This window comes from Burkholderia sp. MSMB1498, from assembly GCF_001526245.1.
GTDB lineage: Bacteria > Pseudomonadota > Gammaproteobacteria > Burkholderiales > Burkholderiaceae > Burkholderia > Burkholderia savannae.
This window is the reverse complement of sequence record NZ_LOYJ01000097.1, coordinates 1-2,756: the sequence shown is the minus strand read 5'-3', so window position 1 is coordinate 2,756 and position 2,756 is coordinate 1. Positions and strand designations below refer to the sequence as shown.

The 2,756-nt window shown below is 60.9% G+C and carries 2 pseudogenes; one reads left to right on the top strand and one right to left on the bottom strand.

The features are described 5' to 3' along the window. Positions 1-1,296: 1,296 nt before the first annotated feature. Positions 1,297-1,970 (bottom strand): annotated as a pseudogene (gene istB / locus WS91_RS20470) (IS21-like element ISBmu3 family helper ATPase IstB); the annotation flags it as partial. Positions 1,971-2,025: 55 nt separating this feature from the next. Here istB and WS91_RS20465 point away from each other — a divergent pair. Then, a pseudogene (locus WS91_RS20465) lies at positions 2,026-2,679 on the top strand (IS630 family transposase); the annotation flags it as partial. Positions 2,680-2,756 lie beyond the last annotated feature (77 nt).

The window sequence follows — 2,756 nt, the reverse complement described above, 5'->3', positions numbered from 1 at the left end:
GCATGACGCCGAAACAGCGGCTCATGGCCGCGGCATAGTCTCTACTTCTGACTCGCGTTAAAAGCGGGGGGATTACCGAGGTACTGATCGGCTGGCTCGGCGAGAGCCAATCCTTCCAAGTAGCCGCGAAAGAAGGCGAGATGTTGAAGGCCGATCCGGCGCAGGGCGGCCGCCTCGCGTCGCGCCTGGCGCGTGCGCGACTTGCGCTTGGTTGCGGGTGTTGTCACTCGGCGCGGAGCCGTCCGATGAAGTAAAACTTGTACCGGCTCGGCGGTGCTGATCCGTTTGAGAAGTGGGCGGCCGGGGTTCCGCGTTCAAGATTTGCCTCTCAGGTTTCGGAAGGGAAAGTCGGAAATCCCGTCATGCGGAAGGAAATGTTGGAAATCTCACGTGCTTGACGGGCTCGGCAGCACGCAACCCGTGGAACATCCTAAAATAAAAAGACATCCGCATAACGGTTTGTTTTGACTGGATATTCGTCAGTTACCTCGACGATGTTTCACGAAATCAAAGGATGAGCCGTGTCTTTCAGCGGACAAAAGCTTCCTGAAGACGGGCTTTCCCATCGCAAACCGCTCATGACGTCATTTTGTATCGTTTAATACGTGTTTTGTAGTTTTTATGACAATGCTCCGCCTGACCCTCGCGGTTTCTCCAATTCGTCTGGGGCCATTCTTGTAGTAAAACGTGTGCATGCTTGCATGGAGGGCGCGACGCGTTCACAACGGTTCCGAAGAGCGGCGACCGATGCGCGGCCGTATGGCACGCATCGATTCGATGTGTTCGGTCCCAAGGTTGGACGACGGCTGACGTTTTTTGGCCGACGCGTGTTTCAGCTTTGGCTGCGGCTGGAATCCAATCCACGAGTGGTTAGATAACCTATAAGGAAAGCGGTCGTAAAACGGGCGAGGCACGCATTGACATCCATGAGCATTCTACAGGCGCCGGATTGTCCAACCGGCGAAGCTGACCGAGTATTGCAGCAGGGGGGCGACGCTCGTCGAGCTTTCGCGTTTCCGGAACAGATTCCACGATCGACCGGTCGCCGACGCACCGACTGCCGAAGCCGAGCTTGGCGATGCGGACGGCTTCGCCGCTCCGTGGCCGCGGATCAGGAAAGTGTCCGAACTACTACGGCTCGCGTCGCCCCTCTATGCGGATCGCGGATGGGCGTGCGCGTGCGTTCGCAGCGGTTGGGTGCGGATTTCGGTGATGGTGATCAGGCGTTTCGGCGAACGTGATCAGTGTGGAAGGTGGTGTTGCGCGCTCAATGGATTATAACGAAGGTGATCACGGTCAGGATGCGGAGGACTGCTTGGCGTTGGTCTTTCGCATCGATTCGCCCTTCAGCGGCAGCTTGTGGGCCTGATGGACGAGCCGGTCGAGGATCGCGTCGGCGAGCGTCGGATCCTGCAACCAGGCGTGCCAGTGTTCCAGTGGCAGTTGGCTGGTAATGATCGTGGAGCGCGTGCCGACGCGATCGTCGAGCACTTCGAGCAAATCGTTTCGGGCACCCTGATCGAGATCCTGCAGCCCCCAGTCGTCGAGCAGCAGGACGTCCATCTTGGCGAGCTGCGCGAGCCGCCGCGTGAAGCTGCCGTCGCCGTGGGCGATCTTCAATTCCTCGAACAGCCGGGCAACGCGGACGTACATTACGGAGAAGCCCTGTCGGCAGGCCTGCTGACCAAACGCGCAGGCGATCCACGTCTTGCCTGCGCCGGTCGGCCCCGTCAGGATGAGGTTCTGTGCATTGCGGATCCAGTCGCAACCAGCGAGGGTGGCAACGATGCTTTTGTCGATACCGCGGCTCTGCCGGTACTCGATGTCCTCGATGCAAGCTTGGGGATTCTTGAGTTTTGCAGACTTCAGCAGCCGTTCGAGCCGCCGGGTATCGCGCCAAGCGAGTTCGCGTTCGACGACCATGCGAAGCGCTCCTCGAACGACAGGCTGGTGCTGGCAGTCAACGCCGCCTAGACGGCGACAATTATCTTGGCCGGTCTGACGACGATTATCTTTGCCGGTGGGGCGGACATGCGGCGCGCGAAGTTGATCCTGATGCTCGAGGACGGTGAATCGCGCGACAGCATCATGCGCACACTCGGCTGCGACTCGCGCTTCATCGCGCGCTGGTCGGCACGCTTCCTCAGCGAACGGCTGGCCGGCATGTACGCGCGGCATCCCGGGCGCGCGCCCACTCATCCGCCCGCCAGACTGGAAGCGAGGGTGCTCAACCGCCCCCTCAAGCACAAACCCGCCGACGGCTCGACACACTGGAGCAGCTACAAGCTGGCTGCAGAACTCGGCGACGTGTCGGTTTCGACCGTGCAGCGCATCTGGCGCAAGCACGGCATCAAGCCGCAGCAGTTGGAACGGCACATGGTCTCCAACGACCCGGACTTCGAGGCCAAAGCCGCCGACGTGATCGGGCTGTACCTGAACCCGCCGGCGCACGCCGTGGTGTTCTGCGTGGATGAGAAGACCGCGATCCAGGCGCTCGACCGCAGGGACCGGATGTTGCCACTGTCGCCGGGGCGCGCTGAGAGCCATGGCTTCGAATACAAGCGTAACGGCACGCTTAGCCTGTTCGCGGCGTTCAATACTGCCACCGGCGAGGTGCTGGGCAAGACGGCGGCGCGCCACACCAGCGAACAGTTCGTGGCCTTCCTCACCGACGTCATAAGAGGTGGCCGCGCAAATTCGGACAGTCGGGTAAGTGGAATGCCCGGGGCCTGAGCCAGCGATAATGCAGGCAAAGG